The organism is Kitasatospora cystarginea (assembly GCF_039533515.1).
GTDB lineage: Bacteria > Actinomycetota > Actinomycetes > Streptomycetales > Streptomycetaceae > Kitasatospora > Kitasatospora cystarginea.
This window is the reverse complement of the sequence record NZ_BAAATR010000024.1, coordinates 95,443-111,785: the sequence shown is the minus strand read 5'-3', so window position 1 is coordinate 111,785 and position 16,343 is coordinate 95,443. Positions and strand designations below refer to the sequence as shown.

Annotated in this window: 12 protein-coding genes and 1 tRNA gene; 8 read left to right on the top strand and 5 right to left on the bottom strand. The window is 71.0% G+C overall.

The window, feature by feature from the left end:
* Nucleotides 1-208 precede the first annotated feature (208 nt).
* Together ABD369_RS24665 and ABD369_RS24660 are read right to left on the bottom strand one after the other, a co-directional pair.
* Nucleotides 209-2,770: an ABC transporter permease gene (locus ABD369_RS24665; RefSeq protein ID WP_344638718.1), complete on the bottom strand. Its 2,562-nt coding sequence runs from the start codon at nt 2,768-2,770 to the stop codon at nt 209-211.
* Between the two features lie 56 nt (nt 2,771-2,826).
* Nucleotides 2,827-3,717, bottom strand: a complete 891-nt coding sequence (locus ABD369_RS24660; RefSeq protein ID WP_425557757.1) for an ABC transporter ATP-binding protein — start codon at nt 3,715-3,717, stop codon at nt 2,827-2,829.
* 252 nt (nt 3,718-3,969) lie between these two features.
* On the opposite strand from ABD369_RS24660, the gene ABD369_RS24655 reads away from it, so the two are divergent.
* The 3 genes from ABD369_RS24655 to ABD369_RS24645 all read left to right on the top strand — a co-directional run bounded on the left by ABD369_RS24655 (nt 3,970) and on the right by ABD369_RS24645 (nt 5,513).
* Nucleotides 3,970-4,054 (top strand) — tRNA-Leu (locus ABD369_RS24655).
* A gap of 114 nt (nt 4,055-4,168) precedes the next feature.
* Nucleotides 4,169-5,053, top strand: coding sequence for a Bax inhibitor-1/YccA family protein (locus tag ABD369_RS24650; RefSeq protein ID WP_344638716.1), 885 nt, complete (start codon nt 4,169-4,171; stop codon nt 5,051-5,053).
* Between the two features lie 121 nt (nt 5,054-5,174).
* Nucleotides 5,175-5,513 (top strand): hypothetical protein, encoded by a 339-nt coding sequence (locus ABD369_RS24645; protein ID WP_344638715.1) that lies wholly within the window; start codon nt 5,175-5,177, stop codon nt 5,511-5,513.
* Between the two features lie 122 nt (nt 5,514-5,635).
* Here ABD369_RS24645 and ABD369_RS24640 read toward each other — a convergent pair whose 3' ends face one another.
* From ABD369_RS24640 to ABD369_RS24630, 3 genes are all read right to left on the bottom strand, one after another.
* Nucleotides 5,636-6,577, bottom strand: coding sequence for a hypothetical protein (locus ABD369_RS24640; RefSeq protein ID WP_344638714.1), 942 nt, complete (start codon nt 6,575-6,577; stop codon nt 5,636-5,638).
* Between the two features lie 290 nt (nt 6,578-6,867).
* Complete coding sequence (locus ABD369_RS24635) at nt 6,868-8,088, bottom strand: acetyl-CoA C-acetyltransferase (RefSeq protein ID WP_344638713.1); 1,221 nt, start codon at nt 8,086-8,088, stop codon at nt 6,868-6,870.
* A gap of 136 nt (nt 8,089-8,224) precedes the next feature.
* Nucleotides 8,225-9,334, bottom strand: coding sequence for an SGNH/GDSL hydrolase family protein (locus ABD369_RS24630; protein WP_344638712.1), 1,110 nt, complete (start codon nt 9,332-9,334; stop codon nt 8,225-8,227).
* Nucleotides 9,335-9,588: 254 nt separating this feature from the next.
* Between ABD369_RS24630 and ABD369_RS24625 the strand changes: the two genes are divergently transcribed.
* From ABD369_RS24625 to ABD369_RS24605, 5 genes are all read left to right on the top strand, one after another.
* Nucleotides 9,589-10,989 carry a cystathionine beta-synthase gene (locus ABD369_RS24625; RefSeq protein WP_344638711.1) on the top strand — a complete coding sequence of 467 codons (1,401 nt, stop codon included), beginning with the start codon at nt 9,589-9,591 and terminating at the stop codon, nt 10,987-10,989.
* A 522-nt stretch (nt 10,990-11,511) separates the two neighbouring features.
* The gene (locus ABD369_RS24620) at nt 11,512-11,847 is read left to right on the top strand and encodes a hypothetical protein (protein WP_344638710.1); all 336 of its coding nucleotides are present in this window, start codon (nt 11,512-11,514) and stop codon (nt 11,845-11,847) included.
* Between the two features lie 230 nt (nt 11,848-12,077).
* The gene (locus ABD369_RS24615) at nt 12,078-13,364 is read left to right on the top strand and encodes a L,D-transpeptidase (protein ID WP_344638709.1); all 1,287 of its coding nucleotides are present in this window, start codon (nt 12,078-12,080) and stop codon (nt 13,362-13,364) included.
* Between the two features lie 147 nt (nt 13,365-13,511).
* On the top strand, nt 13,512-14,453 hold the full coding sequence (locus ABD369_RS24610; RefSeq protein ID WP_344638708.1) for a helix-turn-helix domain-containing protein: 942 nt from the start codon (nt 13,512-13,514) through the stop codon (nt 14,451-14,453).
* 400 nt (nt 14,454-14,853) lie between these two features.
* Nucleotides 14,854-16,176 carry a hypothetical protein gene (locus ABD369_RS24605; protein ID WP_344638707.1) on the top strand — a complete coding sequence of 441 codons (1,323 nt, stop codon included), beginning with the start codon at nt 14,854-14,856 and terminating at the stop codon, nt 16,174-16,176.
* Nucleotides 16,177-16,343 lie beyond the last annotated feature (167 nt).

Sequence of the window (16,343 nt, the reverse complement as noted above, 5' to 3'; positions counted from 1 at the left end):
ATCGCCGCTTGCCGCCCGGCACTTGGCGAGTGCTGCCTGCCACTTGTCACCCGGTGCTCGGCGCTCGCCGTCTGCGGCGTCGGTGCGCCCGCCAGCTCTCCGCGGGGTGTGTCGGCCGGTCCGGCCGGGTGGCCGGTGACATGCGGAGACAACGGGAATGCCCCCGCCGAACCCTTCGGCGGGGGCATTCCCGTTGTCCAGCGGACCGTCAGTCGGTCTTGATGCTCTCCAGGATGTTCAGCTTGGACGCCTGGCGGGCGGGCCACAGGGCGGCGAACAGGCCGACCAGTCCGGCCAGCGCCAGGAAGAGCAGCAGCTCGCCGTAGGGGATCACGGTGCTGAGGGTCGGCAGGCTGGAGATCAGGGTGCGGTTGATCGCCCAGGCGGCGAAGGTGCCGAGCGCGACGCCGATCACCGCGCCGAAGAGCGAGATCACCACCGACTCCAGCCGGACCATCCGCTTGATGCCGCGGCGGTCCAGACCGATCGCCCGCAGCATGCCGATCTCACGCTTGCGCTCGAAGACCGACATGGCCAGGGTGTTGATCACGCCGATGACCGCGATCACCACGGCCATGCCCAGCAGGCCGTACATCATGTTCAGCGCGAAGGTGAGGACCTTGTCGAACTCGTCGCGCATGTCCTGCTTGGTCTTGACCGCGACCACCGGGTTGTTGCCGGTGGCGTCCTTGATGGACTGCTTGAGGGTGGCGCTGGGGCCGTCGGTGCCCTTGACCAGGACCTCGCTGAGGTAGGAGTCCTCCACGTGCTTGGTGATCTCGGAGTTGGCCATCAGGACCTCGGAGACCATCGCGTTGCCCTCGTACACACCGCCGACCGTGAGGGTGCCCTCGCTGCCGGGGTGGAACTCCACCTTGACGCCGGAGCCGACCGCCAGGTTCTCCTTCTTGGCCATGTCGGAGTCGACCAGGATCTGACCCTGCTTCAGCGCCGCGGCGGAGCCGCTGACCATCTTCGGCTGGACCAGCTTCTCGAAGCCGGCGGCGTCATAGCCGCGGACCGAGTGCGGGGCGCCGTTGAACTCCCAGTAGTCGCGCCTGACCGGGCTGGAGACCGCGACACCGGGGGCCTTGGCGATGGCGGCGGCCAGCTCCGGGGTCAGGTCGCCGGTGGCCAGGGTGACGTCGTAGTCGGCCTTCATGGAGCTGGTGACGGCCTTGTCCACCATGTCGGAGACCGAGGAGCCCAGCACGGTGAGGCCGGTGACCAGGGCGAGGCCGATGGTGAGCGCGGCGGCCGTGGCGGCGGTGCGGCGCGGGTTGCGCACCGCGTTGCGGCGGGCCAGCTTGCCGGGCGTACCCGCCAGCTTGGCCAGCAGCGGGCCGACCAGGGCGATCACCGGGCGGGACAGCAGCGGCAGCAGGATGAAGATTCCGATGATCGCCAGCCCGAGACCGACACCCACCGGCACCCGGCCGGAGCTGCTCTTGGTGGCGGCGCCCATCACGACCAGGCCGAGGCCGCCGATGGTGACCACCGACCCGATCACGTTGCGGATCACCAGGCTCTTCTGGGTGGCCGGCTGGTCGCCGCTGCTCATCGCGGCCACCGGGGCGATCCGGGAGGCGCGGAGGGCGGGGAGGACGGCGGAGAGGACGGTGACCAGGACACCGACCACCAGGGTCACCACGATCGTGGTCGGCGCGATCACCAGCGGGCCGGTGGGCATGCCGGCACTGGTCGCGTGGATCAGCGACTGCATCCCGGCGCCGATGCCGATGCCGGCGAGCAGGCCGGCCACCGAGGCGGCGACGCCGAGGGCCAGCGCCTCGACCAGCACCGAGCGGGTGACCTGCGAGCGGCTGGCGCCGATCGCGCGGAGGAGGGCCAGCTCCTTGGTGCGCTGGGCGACCAGCATGGTGAAGGTGTTGGCGATGATGAAGATGCTGACGAACAGCGAGATGATCGCGAAGACCAGCAGCATGGTCTTCATGCCGTCGGTGCCGGAGGCGATCGCCTTGGCCTGCTCGTCGTTGAGTTCCTGGCCGGTCTCGGTGCGGAAGTTGCCGTGGTCCTTGGGGAGGACGTTGCCCACCTGGTCGAGCAGCGCGGACTCGCTGGTACCGGACTTGGCCAGCACCGAGACGGAGCTGTACTGACCGGGCGTCAGCAGCATCTTCTGCGCGCTGGCGGTGTCCAGCAGGGTGAGCGTGCCGCCGGAGGTGATCTGCGGGTCGTCGGTGGTGACGATGCCGGTCAGCTTGACGTCCAGGGCCGGGCCGTTGCTCGCGATCCGGATGGTGTCACCGACGTGGTAACCGCCCTTCTCGGCGGTCGCCTTGTCGAGCGCGACCTCCTTGGGGCCGGACGGGGCCTTGCCCTCCACCAGCGGGTAGCGGCTGTCCTTGCCGGAGGCGTCGGGCACGTAGTTGCCGCCCATCGCGCTCCAGAACTCGCCGATCAGGTTGCCCTTCTTGTCGGACACGCCGATGAAGCCGGAGACCACACCGCGCGCCTTCGCCGCGCCGGGCAGGGCGGCTATCTGCTTGACGGTGGCGTCGGTCAGCTTGGCGGTGTTCTTCGCGTCCTCCTTGTTCCGGGGGCCCATCCGGGAACCGGCGGAGGGGTCGGTGACCAGCACCGAGACGTCGGTGTAGCTCTTGGCGAAGCTGTTCTTCATGGCCTGCCCGAGCGTGTCGGAGAAGACCAGGGTGCCGGAGACGAAAGCGGTGCCGAGCAGGATGGCGAGTGCCGTCATCAACAGGCGGCCCTTGTGGGCCAGCACATTGCGCAGTGCGGTGCGATACATGGGTTGCGTCCTGGGAGTCGGGGCGGCTACTGGCGAGGCGTCAGTTCGTCCGGCTCCTAGTTCGTCCGGCCCTTGGCGTCGAAGCGGCGCATCCGGTCCAGGACGCCGTCGGCGGTCGGAGCCGTCAGCTCGTCGACGATCCGGCCGTCGGCGAGGAAGACCACGCGGTCCGCGTAGGAGGCGGCCACCGGGTCGTGGGTGACCATCACCACGGTCTGGCCCAGCTCGCGCACGGAGTTGCGCAGGAAGGAGAGGATCTCGGCACCGGAGCGGGAGTCGAGGTTGCCGGTGGGCTCGTCGGCGAAGATGATCTCCGGCTTGCCGGCCAGCGCGCGGGCGCAGGCGACGCGCTGCTGCTGACCGCCGGAGAGCTGGGACGGACGGTGCGAGAGGCGGCCGGAGAGACCGACGGTGTCCACCACCCGGTCCAGCCAGGCCTGGTCGACCTTGCGGCCGGCGATGTCCATCGGCAGCGTGATGTTCTCCAGCGCCGTCAGGGTGGGCAGCAGGTTGAACGCCTGGAAGATGAAGCCGATCTTGTCCCGGCGGAGCTTGGTCAGCTGCTTGTCCTTCAGACCCACCAGCTCGGTCTCGCCGATCATCGACGAGCCGGAGGAGACGGTGTCCAGGCCGGCCATGCAGTGCATCAGGGTGGACTTGCCGGAACCCGAGGGCCCCATGATCGCGGTGAACTCGCCCTGCGGGAAGACCACGCTGACGTTGTCGAGGGCGACCACTCGGGTCTCGCCCTCGCCGTAGACCTTGTTGAGGCCGGTGGCGCGGGCGGCCGCCTGGCCGGTGCGGACGGCGTACGCGGACGTCGTGGTCACGGGAGGGCTCCTTGCACAGTGGTCGGTCGGCCGTCGGCCAGCCGTGATGGGTTGGTGAAGCTCGGATCGGCCGGGCGCAGAGCACCGGCCGCTATTCCATGCTCGTTTAGCGATCATGGAAATTAGTCGCCCGGGGGAACGGTTGGGCGGACCGCCGCTGGTCGTACGCGGCGAACCGCGCCTCCTCCTCGGGTATGACTCCGACCCTGACACGGCGCGGATGGCTGAATATCGGCGCAGGCTGTCCAAATCACAGACGGTTCGTCAGATGGCAAGGAAACATGACAAATTCCGCCCAGGGAACATGCGAAAGGGGCGGCCGGGAGACTAGTCTCAGGGGTAGCCCGTTACAGGGGCGGAGGGGTGCACGCCCGGGTGGTGGAACGCAGACACGGGCAGCTTAAAACTGCTTGGCCTCCAGGCCGTGCCGGTTCGAGTCCGGCCCCGGGCACCAACTCCGTCCCCGCCGCGATTGCGAGATCCTCCTCGCGGCGTAGGCGCTTCCCTTTGCCAAGGCATTACCCTTGTGGGGCGTGGGCGGTGCCCTGCCGCCCCGGAGGGAATGAGCATGAGAAGCAGCAACCCGGTCTTCTCGCGGGAGGGGGCCTTCACCCGCGGTGCCGGATACGCGGGGTTCGGTACCGGAACTGCCCGGCAGCCGCAGGCCGGCAGCCCCTACTCCGGCGGCCCTTACGGCAACAACCCGTACGCGCGGCAGCAGTACGGAGGGCAGCAGCTCACTGACGAGCAGCTGTACGAGATGTACCAGGCGCCCGAGGCCGGCCCGCTGCAGACCGGCCGGATGACCATGGACGACGTGGTGGCCCGGACGGCCCTCACACTGCTCACCCTGGTCGCGGCCGGCTCGGCCGCCTGGTTCGTGCTTCCCGCGGAGAACTACGGCTTCGCCGTGGGCGCCGCGGTGGCCGCCTTCGTGGTCGGCCTGGTGATCAGCTTCAAGCGGAGCGTCAGCGCCCCGCTGATCCTGGTCTACGCGGCACTCGAGGGCTTCTTCCTCGGAGCGATCACCAAGGCGCTGAACACCGCCCTGCCGGGCATCGCGATCCAGGCCGTGCTGGGTACGGCCGCGGTCTTCGCAGCGATGCTGATCGCCTACAAGAGCGGTCGGATCCGGGTCACCGCCCGCTACACCCGGGTCGGTACGGCGATCGCCATGGGCTTCGTGATCCTGCTCCTGGTCAACCTGGTGGCGTCGATGTTCGGCGCCGACATGGGGCTGCGCTCGGGGCCGCTGGGGATCGTGGTGGGCCTGGTCGGGATCGGCCTCGGCGCGTTCTTCCTCTCGCTGGACTTCGCGCAGATCGAGGCGGGCATCCGGGGCGGTGCCCCGCAGCAGGAGTCCTGGCGGGCCGCCTTCGGGCTGACCCTCTCGCTGGTCTGGATCTACCTGGAGATGCTCCGGCTGATCGCGATCCTGCGCGGCGACGACTGACGGCGGGCTCGCGAGCCGGCCGCATCCGGGCCCCGGGGCATCCGTTCCGGGGCCCGCGGCCCTCCCACGCCGGCGCTCCGTGGCCGTCCGGGTGCCCGCGCTGACGGGATAGCCTCGGAGTATGTCCGCTGAACTTCATCTGTCCGCCGACCGGAGCGCCCTGCTGGACGCCGTGGAGAGCCTGGCGGACCGCTACCGCACGATGCCGCAGAGCCGGCTGATGGGCGAGGTGCCGGGGCACCCCTCGCGGGCCGCCGCCGGGCTGGCGCTGGCCAGGGAGCTGGCCGACGCGGCGCTGGCCGCGGCCGGTGAACCGCCGCACGTGTTCCCGGACGCGGGCCCGTTCGCGGTGGGGGACCAGATCGCGGTCGCCGGGTACGAATTCGCCGAGGAGGCTGACGAGGCGCAGCTGTCCGCGGCCCTGGCCGAGGTCAGGGCCGTCCTCGATCTGATCACGTAGAGCGCGGAGAACGGCGCGCGGGCCCCGGCGAAGCCGCCCGGGCTCGCCGCGCCCGCGCCCGCCCGAGGGGCCGGGCACTGCGTGCCCGCGCGCCCGGAAGGGTCTTTTCCGCTGGCGTCGGGTCAGATGCTGGCGACCACGCGGTCGGCCAGGACGTAGACGGCGTCCTCGTTGGTGGAGAAGGTCAGGGAGTACGAGCCCGAGAAGCGGGAGCCGCCGAGGAGGCGGACGTCCTCGCCGGCCCGGACGGCGTCGATCAGGCGGTAGGCAGCCTCGCGGTCGCCGGGGGCCACGCAGAGGGTGGTGCCGTCGGCGAAGGCGTACACGTCCAGGGTGCCCAGCGGGCCGGGGCGGACGTCGCTGAGCGGTGTGCCCTCCTCGGCCAGCGTGGTCAGCTTGGTGTCCGTCCACTCGTGGGACGGGGTCGGGCTGGGGACGAAGTCGGGGTGCGAGGGGTGGCGGCGCGGGTCGGGAGCGGTGGTCGACCCCGTGTCGAGCAGGCCGGACTCCAGGCCGGTGGCGAGCAGGTCGGCCTCACGGCGGGCACGGGCCTCACCGGAGTTCTCGGTGCCGCCGGGCACCGGCTGGCCGGGGAGGGGCTGCGCGGGGTGGCCCGGACCGCCCTTGGCACCCTCGCCGTCGTGCCCCTCGTTGATGAGGTCCTCCAGCGCGGAGCGCAGCGCCTCGCCGAACCCGGGATCCATGACGCCGTTGTCCGCAGCCTCCTGCGGTCCGGTCGGGCGCGGGAAGAACAGCGGCCACTCCTCGGCGGCGGTCAAGTGGGCGCCGGTGAAAGGCGAGTCGAAGATGGGGGCGTCCTCGGCCGCCTTGGCCTCCTGCTCGGCCCAGAACGCCCGTGCCTCGGCGATCTCCCGCTCCCGGTCCGCCGCCAGTGCCTCGGTGACCGCGCGGCGTATGACGGCCTCGTCAACCCCGGTGGTGGAAGCGGCGGTTGCGGCCTCTTGCTGCTCGTCCAGGCGGCGGGAGAGACGACGTACGTGGAGCAGGACGGCGGTACACACGGCGATCAGGGCCAGCAGCAGGATGGTGTCGACGGCGCTCACGGAACGTACTCCTAGCGAGGAGTGGAACGGGGTTACACGTCCACACTGCCGTATGGAGCGCTGTTACTGCAGTGGCAGATGTCCGATTTGAGTGTGATGTGCATCCTTGTCCGGAAATCATCTCCCGGACCCGTTATACGCTGCGGAGTTGACCGATTTCGCGGTGTTCGCGAAACGCCGCTCCGGGTGGCAAATGAGGGCTGGATCACACTCGGCGTGTGATCCAGCCCTCAATCACCGTGCGTCACCCCCGAACGGGGGGTTCACGGCCGGCCCTGTTCTCAACTAGCTCAGCTCAGGCGCTCGATGACCATCGCCATGCCCTGGCCGCCGCCGACGCACATGGTCTCCAGGCCGAACTGCTTGTCGTGCCACTGCAGGGAGTTGATCAGCGTGGTGGTGATCCGGGCGCCGGTCATGCCGAACGGGTGGCCGACGGCGATCGCACCGCCGTTGACGTTCAGCCGGTCCAGGTCGATGCCCAGGTCCCGGTAGGAGGGGATGACCTGGGCCGCGAAGGCCTCGTTGATCTCGACCAGGTCGATGTCGCCGATGCTCAGCCCGGCCCGCGCGAGGGCCTGCTTGGACGCCTCGACCGGGCCGTAGCCCATGATCTCGGGGGAGAGCGCGCTGACGCCGGTGGAGACCACCCGGGCGAGCGGGGTGATGCCGAGCTCGCGGGCCTTGGTGTCGGACATGATCACCAGTGCGGCGGCGCCGTCGTTCAGCGGGCAGCAGTTGCCGGCCGTGACGGTGCCGTCCGGGCGGAAGACCGGCTTGAGGCCCGAGACGCCCTCCAAGGTGACCCCGGCGCGCGGGCCGTCGTCCTTGCTGACCACGGTGCCGTCCGGCGTGGTGACCGGGGTGATCTCGCGCTCCCAGAAGCCGGCCTTGATGGCGGCCTCGGCCAGGTTCTGCGAGCGGACGCCGAACTCGTCCTGCTCGGCCCGGGTGATGCCCTTGAGGGCGGCCAGGTTCTCGGCGGTCTGACCCATGGCGATGTACGCGTCGGGGAGCAGCCCGTCCTCGCGCGGGTCGTGCCACTCTCCGCCGCCCACCTCGGCGCGGTGCGCGGTGCGGGCGACCGCCTCGTCGAAGACCGGGTTCTGGGTGTCCGGCAGACCGTCGGAGGTGCCCTTGACGCTGCGCGAGACGGTCTCGACGCCGGCCGAGATGAAGACGTCGCCCTCGCCCGCCTTGATCGCGTGAAGTGCCATCCGGGTGGTCTGCAGCGAGGAGGAGCAGTACCGGGTGATGGTGGCGCCGGGCAGGTAGTCCATGCCCATCTGCACCGCGATGATCCGGGCCAGGTTGTGGCCCTGCTCGCCGCCGGGCAGGCCGCAGCCGAGCATCAGGTCGTCGATCTGGCGCGGGTCCAGCTCGGGGACCTTGGCGAGGGCGGCGGTGATGATCTGCGCGGTGAGGTCGTCCGGTCGGACGTCCTTGAGCGAGCCCTTGAAGGCACGGCCGATCGGCGAACGGGCGGCGCTGACGATGACGGCTTCGGGCATGGTGGCTCCTCGCTGGGTGACCCTGGGCTACGGGCGCCGCCGGGCACGGCAGTGCCAAGTGGGACGCTCGGGAGGAAAGTTACCGTTAAGTAGCCCGTGCGTCACCTGAGTCCGGATGTGAGCTGGCCGACGCGGCTCACCCCGCGGCCTGCGCCTCCTCCTCTGTCGGCGGCCGATCCGGCGGCGCGCCCGGCGAGGCGTCCGGGGAGTCGTCGGGCGGGGCGGCCGCCGCACCAGTCTGCTGCCCGGCTCCGGGTAGGCCGAACCGCAGCCGGTGCACGACCTGCGCCCAGCGCCGTCCGATGTCCGGCAGGCCCGCCCGGTCGGCCGCCGTCACCTCGGTGCCCGAGTACCCCGCCGCCGTGGCCGCCGCCATCGCCACCGGCAGCACCGACTCGCGGCCGCCGTCGGGCCGGATCTCGTCCGGCCAGAGGTCCAGGGCCGCGCACAGTGAGGGCAGTACCGCCATCGCGGCCGTGGCGTACCCCTGGGCGGAGGGGTGGTAGCGGTCCGAGGCGAACATCTCCGGACGGGTGGCGAACTCGGGGCCGAGCAGCGAGCCCAGCGAGACGGTCCGGCCGCCGTTCTCCACCACCGCTATGGTTTGCGCGGCCGCCAGCTGGCGGGACAGCCGCCGGGCGACCCAGCGCAGCGGCGGCCGGACCGGCTTGATCGTCCCGAGGTCCGGGCAGGTGCCCACCACCACCTCGCAGCCGCCGGTGCGCAGTGCCGCCACCGCCTGGCCCAGCTGCCGTACCGAGTGGGCGGCCGAGCTGTGCCCGGTGGTCACGTCGTTGGCGCCGATGATGATCACGGCGATGGTCGGCCGGTGCGGCAGGGCCAGTTCCACCTGCCGGGCCAGGTCCGCCGACCGTGCGCCGGACCTGGCGACGTTCAGCAGCCGCACCCTGCGCTCGGCCACCGAGGCGAGCCCGGCCGCCAGCAGTGCTCCCGGCGTCTCGTGCCCGCGCGCCACTCCGAGACCGGCGGCGGTCGAGTCGCCGAGGAAGACCAGCACCATCGGCGGCTCGGCCGCCAGCGGATCGGCGAAGGCCGCGCCGTACACCCCGTCAGCCTTCGGCGGGTCACCTTCCAGCAGGCCGACCGCGCGCACCGCCATCCTGGTCTCGGTGAGCAGCAGGCCCACCAGGCCGACCCCGAGCAACCCGATCCCGCCTCCGCCGTACGCCGCCGCCGTGGCGATGCGGCGGGCGACCCGGGCCCGTGACTCCTGTGACCCCGACACCCCGGCCCCCTTCTGGTGCTGCTCCCGGCTCCGTATCCCTGCTGGTACCCGCTGGAGTCGAGCGTTATCGGCGAAGGTCGGCCATCCGGGCCCCGGGGCCGGTCACGGAGGGGCGCCGGGCCCGCGCGGGCATCCCGCTGCCCGGCCCGCCACCCGCGGGCGCTCGCACAGACTGCCGACAGGACCTCCGAGACAGGCCCTAGGCTGGTCATACCGAAGAACACCCGCATCGCGCACTTACCGGGAGGACCCCCGTGCGGTACCACAATTCGATCATCGAGCTGGTCGGCAACACGCCTCTGGTGAAGCTGAACAAGGTCACCGAGGGCATCAGCGCGACCGTGCTGGCGAAGGTCGAGTACTTCAACCCCGGCGGGTCGGTCAAGGACCGCATCGCGATGCGCATGATCGAGGCCGCCGAGGCGTCCGGCGCGCTCAAGCCCGGTGGCACGATCGTCGAGCCGACCTCGGGCAACACCGGTGTCGGTCTGGCCATCGTGGCTCAGCAGAAGGGCTACAAGTGCATCTTCGTCTGCCCTGACAAGGTCTCCACCGACAAGATCAACACGCTCCGGGCCTACGGTGCCGAGGTGGTGGTCTGCCCGACCGCCGTCGCGCCCGAGCACCCGGACTCCTACTACAACGTCTCCGACCGCCTGGTCCGGGAGACCCCCAACGCCTGGAAGCCGGACCAGTACTCCAACCCGGAGAACCCGGCCTCGCACTACCACTCCACCGGCCCGGAGCTGTGGGAGCAGACCGAGGGGAAGATCACCCACTTCGTTGCGGGCGTCGGCACCGGCGGCACCATCTCCGGTACCGGCAACTACCTGAAGGAGGCCTCCGGCGGCAAGGTCCAGGTGGTCGGCGCCGACCCCGAGGGCTCGGTCTACTCGGGCGGCACCGGCCGTCCGTACCTGGTCGAGGGCGTCGGTGAGGACTTCTGGCCGACCGCCTACGACCGCAACGTCGCCGACCGGATCGTCGCGGTCTCCGACAAGGACTCCTTCCAGATGACCCGCCGCCTGGCCAAGGAGGAGGGCCTGCTGGTCGGCGGCTCCTGCGGCATGGCCGTGGTGGCCGCGCTGGAGGTGGCCCGCGAGCTCGGCCCGGACGACGTGGTCGTGGTGCTGCTGCCGGACGGCGGCCGCGGCTACCTCTCGAAGATCTTCAACGACGACTGGATGGCCGACTACGGCTTCCTGCCGTCCGAGACCGACGAGGCGCACATCAGCGAGGTGCTGGCCCGCAAGGTCGCCCTCCAGCAGGACGGCATCCCGCAGTTCGTCCACATGCACCCGGGCGAGACGGTCGGCGAGGCCATCAAGGTGCTGGGCGACTTCGGCGTCTCGCAGATGCCGGTGGTCTCGCCGGGTGCCGGCCACCCCGACATCATGGCGGGCGAGGTGATCGGCTCGGTGGTGGAGCGCGAGCTGCTCAACGGGCTGCACGCGCAGGAGATCCAGCTCACCGACACCCTGGACAAGGTGATGTCCAAGCCGCTGCCGGTGGTCGGCTCGGGCGAGACCGTGACCAGCCTGATGACCGTGCTGGAGAAGGCCGACGCGGCCGTCGTGCTGGTCGAGGGCAAGCCGCAGGGCATCGTCACCCGCCAGGACCTGCTGGCCTTCCTGGCCGGGCGCGGCAGTCACTGATCAGTCGTCAACGGTGCTTCCCGGGCGGCGGGATGGGGATCCGTCCGGGCGCGAAGTGGTACACCGACGACATGTGCACGCAGCAAGGGGTTAACAAACGTCGGGCATCGTAGGGGTCAACGGCAAGACGCCGAGCAAGGTGACGGCAGCGACCGGGAGCGGCTCCCTGGTGCTGCGGTCGCCCGGACGCGCCGGTCGGCCCTGAACCGCCCGCCGCGTCCTGTCCTCCGTCCCGGTCTCCGGCGGCGGAGGGGCCCTCGTGGGGGCTGCCGTCGTCCCGCCCCTGTGCCGAAGATCCCGGCCTTCCGGTCGGTCCAGGCCGACAGGGTGCGGCGGCCCTCGCGGTGCACACCGCGCCGTCAGGCGCGTCTCCGGCGGCTCCCGGGTGGGGGAGCCGGGCCGGAGGGCCGGTCGGGCCGGTCCACGTTCCGTGGGCCGGCCCGTACCGCTTCCCCGGGTTCCGCGGGGCGGCACCGGCTCGGCGTTTCCACCGGACGGTCCGGCTCGCCTACGCTCGCACACATGACCAGCACTGACCTGCCGGAGCAGGACGCCCCCCGTTACGTTCGCCTCACCATCGAGCTCATCGCCGAGATCACCGACGAGCAGGCTCTGAAGACCGCCGCCCTGACCCAGGTCGAGGGCGACGAGTACCTCGACGACGAGGAGCGCGCCCAGTCCGTCGAGGCCATCGAGCTGGACCCGTCCGGCTCGCTCGCGCACTTCGTCGACCCGGTCGCGCTGCTCGGCGACGTCCCCGGCGTGGAGCTGACCTCCGCCACCTGGGAGTCCGCGCGGACCGACTTCGACCCGGACGAGGAGTCCTGGGACGAGTACCAGGTCGGCCAGGAGGACTGACCAGCCATCCCGAGCGCCACGAGCCGCCCGATCCGAAATGTCCGGATCGGGCGGTTTTTCCATTATCTAACTTTGGTGGCGATTAGGGCTTTTGTTGTCATTTGTGGTTATTGATGGATCTTGAGTTGATCTTGAGTAGTCTCATACGATCTCAACCCTTAAGTGCGGAACCGCTTCGCCCGATATCGCGTTGTTTTGTCCGTAACATCTCGACGAGCAGGAGGCGCGAAGTGACGGCACCGGAGAAGCGGCAGTCCCCCACCGTCGGCGGCTGGAGCCGTCGTGGTGTACTCGCGGGGCTGCTCAGTGCCCCGCTGGTGCTGGTGGCCGGATGCGACGGCAAGACGCGGGCGGGGAGTGCCGCAGGCAGTGGTGCGGGTGCAGGCACGGGGGCCGGTGACGCTGCGAGCGCCGGCGCGAGCGCGGCGCCCGCCCCGAAGGCCTCGACCGCGAAGATCACCGTCTCGCCGGCCGACGGCACCACGGACGCCTCCTTCAGCAGGCCGGTCACCGTCGGGGTGGCCGACGGCACCCTCGCCTCGGTCAGGCTGGTCGACGCGGACGGTGACGAGGTGGCCGGCCGACTGGCTCCCGACGGCTCCGGCTGGACCTCCACCGGGCGGCTCGGCAGCGGTACCGAGTACCGGCTCGCGGCCGTCGCCGCCGACGGCGACGAACTGCGGGCCGACGTCGACACCCGATTCACCACCGCCACCCCCGCCCGCACCTTCACCGGCTACTTCTCGCCCGAGGACGGCTCGGTCGTCGGTGTCGGGATGCCGGTCACCATCCGGTTCAGCGAGCCGGTCACCAACCGCCGGGTCGTCGAGCAGGCGATCACCGTGACCGCCGACTCGGGCGTGGAGATCGTCGGGCACTGGTTCTCCAGCACCCGGCTGGACTTCCGCCCCGCGCAGTACTGGGCCAAGGGCACCGAGGTGACCGTCAAGCTGCGGCTCAAGGACGTCGAGGGGGCGACGGGTGTCTACGGCACCCAGTCGAGGGACGTGCGCTTCACCGTCGGGCGCAGCCAGACCAGTGTCGCCGACCTCGGCGCCGGCACCCTCACCGTCACCACGGACGGGGTGGTCACCGCCACCTACCCGATCATCGGCGGCTCGCCCCAGCACCGTACCTGGGCGGGCAAGCTGGTGATATCCGAGCAGTACCAGCAGACCAGGATGGACTCCTCCACGGTCGGCCTCGGCGACGAGTACGACATTCCGGATGTGCCGCACGCCCAACGCCTGACCACCTCGGGCACCTTCATCCACGGCAACTACTGGTCGCCCGCCTCGGCGTTCGGCCGCGCCAACACCAGCCACGGCTGCATAGCCCTGCGGGACGTCAAGGGGGCGGGGGACCCGGGGGCGAGCGGGGCGAAGTTCTTCCGGAGCTCGATGGTCGGAGACGTGGTCGAGGTCGTCAACTCCGGTGACCGCACGGTCGATCCGTCCAACGGCCTGAACGGCTGGAACCTCTCCTGGGCCGACTGGAGGGCCGGCAGCGCCCTCTGATCGCCGCACCCGGGGCTGCCGAGGTCCGGCGCGAAGCCCCCGACCGCGTCCCCGGTCGCCCCTCGGCCCGCCTTCGAGCACCCGTCGGGGCTTGCCCCGGTCCTTACGCTTGAGTCTCCAGCGACGGGAGGCCCCAGAGTGGCGGACATGGACGACGACGCCCTCCGCACCATCGGCGACCTGTCCCGGCTCACCGGGATACCGGTGAAGACCATCCGGTTCTGGTCCGATGCGGGAGTGGTGCCGCCGACCGACCGCACACCCGCCGGCTACCGGCTCTACGACCGTGCTGCACTGGCCCGCCTCGACCTCGTCCGTACGCTGCGCGACCTCGGCGTCGACCTCGCCACCATCCACCGGGTGCTGGCGCGGGAGACCACCGTGGCCGAGGTGGCGGCGGCCCACGCCGAGGCGCTGGACGTCCAGATCCGGACGCTCCGGCTGCGCCGCGCGGTGCTCAGGGCGGTGGCCAGACGCGGGTCCGATCCGGAGGAGTTGGAACTCATGCACAAGCTGGCCAAGCTCACCGATCAGGAACGCCGCCGCCTGATCAGCGACTTCATCGACGAGGCCTTCGAAGGGCTGGACGTCGGACCGGAGTTCGTGGCGAAGATGCGCGGTGCCATGCCCGAGCTGCCCGAGGACCCGAAGCCGGAACAGGTGGACGCCTGGGTCGAGTTGGCGGAACTGGTGCAGGACGAGTCGTTCCGGGCGAGCGTCCGCAGGGCCGCCGCGTACCAGGCGAAGGAGCGGGCCGAGGGGGCCAGGACCGGAAGCGAGGCCGATTCGCGACTGGTCGCACTGGTCCAGGAGCGGGCCGGCACCGCGCTGGCAGAGGGTACCGAGCCGGACAGCGCGGCGGCCCGGCCGGTACTGGACGAACTGGCCGCCGCCTTCGCCGAGGTCTTCGGCCGCAGTGACGGCGCGGAGTTCCGGGGGTGGCTGCTGGAGCGGTTCGAGACCGGGAACGACCCCCGGATGGAGCGGTACTGGCAGCTGATCGCGTTGATCAACGGCTGGCCGTCCGTCCCCACCTTCGGCCCGGTCTTCGAGTGGCTGATCGGAGCTCTGCGCAGCAACTCGGCCTGACGCCGGGGGATTCGTCCGAGCACGCCGACCGCGGTCCGCCGGCTTCACGGCCCGGGCCGTCCCGGTAGGCGGTTCGCCCTGGTCCGGTGCGCCCCGCCGGGTGGCCGGACCGGGGCGGCTCGGCGGGGTGGGCCGGTGGAGCCTCCGGCGGATCCCGCACGTGGCGGCGCGGGTCGGGCACTCGGACCCGGTGGGTCCGGATATCCGGTCAAGTGGTGCTAATGAGCCGATAATCGCATGACTAAGCGTGGAATCTGTGCTTCCCTGTGGAAGGTTTCGTGTGCCCGCTGCCGCGCCCAACTGCGGCCCCGGAGCGCCTCGTTCTACAGGGGAGACTCAGATCAACACCGCTCGTCGAGGTGTCGGCCGTACCGCCGTCGCCTCCACCGCCTGCACTGTCGTGCTCGCCACCGGACTGGCCGCCTGCGGCACGGTCAAGGAGCTCGGCGCCGCCGACAAGGTGTCAACCGCCTTCGGAAAGCTGGGCGATGGCAAGTCGTTGAAGGTCGAGGTCTCCGTCGATGCCACCGCGGCACAGCTCCTCGCCTTCAGCAGGGCCGTGGATCCCGGGAAGCCGATGGATCAGAAGAGCGCGGAGGCGGTCACCGGCCTCAGCCTCTCCTACTCGATGAGCGCCGACAAGCCGCTGAAGGAGCTCGACACGTTCAAGAAGGCCAAGGGTTCGGGCGACTACAACGCGTTGTACTCCGACCCGGCGGTCAACTTCTCGTACGCGCTGGCCGGCAAGGACGGCAAGGTCTACGCGGACGTCCGGAAGGTCGGCGACCGGGCGTACGAGAAGTTCGACATCGAGGGCTTCCTCGCGCTGGTCGGCCAGGACCCGGCAGCGATCCGGAAGCTGGCCGACCGGCTCCCGGCCGATGACAAGGCCGCCAGGGAGGCCCTGGCCGGCCACTGGATCTCCTTCGACGCCAAGGCGATGGAGCAGCTCGGCAAGAGCTCGGGCAAGGCCGCGCCCACCACGGCGCCGACCCTGGACGCGAGCACGGCCAGGGACTTCGGCAAGTCCGTCCGGGACATCCTGTCCAAGCGGCTCAGCTTCGAGGACAAGGGCGGCAAGGACGGCGCCGACCACATCGTGGCCTCGGCGCCCGCGCGCGGCCTGGCCGAGGACCTGCTGAAGGCCGTCGGTCCGCTGTCCGCGAAGACGCCTGGCCTGGCCGGGCTGCCGGTCGGCAAGCCGTCCCTGCTCCCGGACCGCAGGCTGGATCTGGACCTCTACGTCAAGGACGGTGCGCTGTCCTCGGCCACCTTCGACGTCGCCCAGCTGTCGGAGAAGGCCGGCCGGGACGTCCACCTGCCGGTGAAGGTCGCCTTCGGCCAGGACGCCACCGCCGCGCAGGCGCCGTCCGGCGCGACCGAGTTCACCGCGGCCGACATCCGGGGCGCGATGACCGCGGTGCTGATGGCCGCGGTGAGCGGAGCCGACGACGACCAGCCGGGTCCCGCCACGGGCGAGGAGCCGGCCCCCGGCACCTCGGCCGCTCCGGTCGCACCCGGCGACGCGGGTGCGGGTGCGGGGTCGGGGGAGGGGGAGGGGGAGGGGGAGGGCGACGGCTCCAAGGGCTCGACCTCGAAGCTGACCGACGACCAGGTCAAGGAGCTCGCCAAGGCGGGCGGCGTCTCCGAGGAGACGATCCGCCTGATGGCCCGCAGCGGTGACCTGACGTACCAGGACTTCAAGGACATGTTCGAGAGCTAGGCCGGGTCCGCTTCCCGGCCGCCGGCCCCGCCCGCTTCCCGCGACCAGGCGGGGCCGCTGTCCTGCCCGCCCCGGGCGGGCGTCAGCCGGCGCGTACCGCACATGTGCACAGAGTGTGGAGATCGCCGCGCCAGGACGCGGTGCGGCCGAAAACCGGCGGGATGCCC

Excerpts from the sequence above, each read along its gene's own strand:
- ABD369_RS24665 (WP_344638718.1), bottom strand. The coding sequence starts at position 2,770 with ATGTATCGCACCGCACTGCGCAATGTGCTGGCCCACAAGGGCCGCCTG.
- ABD369_RS24660 (WP_425557757.1), bottom strand. The coding sequence starts at position 3,717 with ATGATCGCTAAACGAGCATGGAATAGCGGCCGGTGCTCTGCGCCCGGC.
- ABD369_RS24650 (WP_344638716.1), top strand. The coding sequence starts at position 4,169 with ATGAGAAGCAGCAACCCGGTCTTCTCGCGGGAGGGGGCCTTCACCCGC.
- ABD369_RS24645 (WP_344638715.1), top strand. The coding sequence starts at position 5,175 with ATGTCCGCTGAACTTCATCTGTCCGCCGACCGGAGCGCCCTGCTGGAC.
- ABD369_RS24635 (WP_344638713.1), bottom strand. The coding sequence starts at position 8,088 with ATGCCCGAAGCCGTCATCGTCAGCGCCGCCCGTTCGCCGATCGGCCGT.
- ABD369_RS24620 (WP_344638710.1), top strand. The coding sequence starts at position 11,512 with ATGACCAGCACTGACCTGCCGGAGCAGGACGCCCCCCGTTACGTTCGC.
- ABD369_RS24610 (WP_344638708.1), top strand. The coding sequence starts at position 13,512 with ATGGACGACGACGCCCTCCGCACCATCGGCGACCTGTCCCGGCTCACC.